General features: G+C 64.9%; 1 protein-coding gene. It reads left to right on the top strand.

Annotation, left to right across the window (positions count from 1 at the left end; genetic code table 11):
- Positions 1-21: 21 nt before the first annotated feature.
- A partial coding sequence (locus M3205_RS25235; RefSeq protein ID WP_251172367.1) for a WD40/YVTN/BNR-like repeat-containing protein occupies positions 22-459 on the top strand: 438 nt, incomplete at its 3' end.

The following is a 459-nucleotide window of genomic DNA, read 5'->3' as shown; positions in this document are numbered from 1 at the left end:
ACGTGGGCAGGGCCGCGGGTCGTGAGCGTCGGTGCGAACGGCATCATCCTGCTGTCCGACAATCGCGGCGCGACGTACCGCCAAGCCAAGGCCGTACCCGTGAGCTCGACGCTGACGTCGGTCAGCTTCATCGACGCCAACACGGGCTGGGCCGTCGGTCACTGGGGCGCGATCCTGAAGACCACCGACGGCGGCGAGACGTGGCAGATACAGCGGCTCGCGACGACCGAGGATCGTCCCCTCTTCGGCGTTCACTTCGTCGATGCGAACCACGGCGTGGCAGTCGGGCTCTGGTCGCTGATCCTCGTCCCCGACGACGGCGGCAAGACCTGGACGAAAAAGGAACCCGTGCTTCCGAGCGGCAAGAAGTCGGACCTGAACCTGTTCGGCATTTTTTCGAACGGCAACGGCGATATGTTCGCCACCGCCGAGAAAGGGCATCTCCTCGTGTCGAAGGAC

Origin of the sequence: Cytobacillus firmus, from assembly GCF_023715565.1 — a bacterium.
Lineage (GTDB): Bacteria > Bacillota > Bacilli > Bacillales > Cytobacillaceae > Cytobacillus > Cytobacillus firmus_C.
Note: the sequence above shows the minus strand (reverse complement) of the source record. Positions and strands in the feature narration are given on the sequence as shown.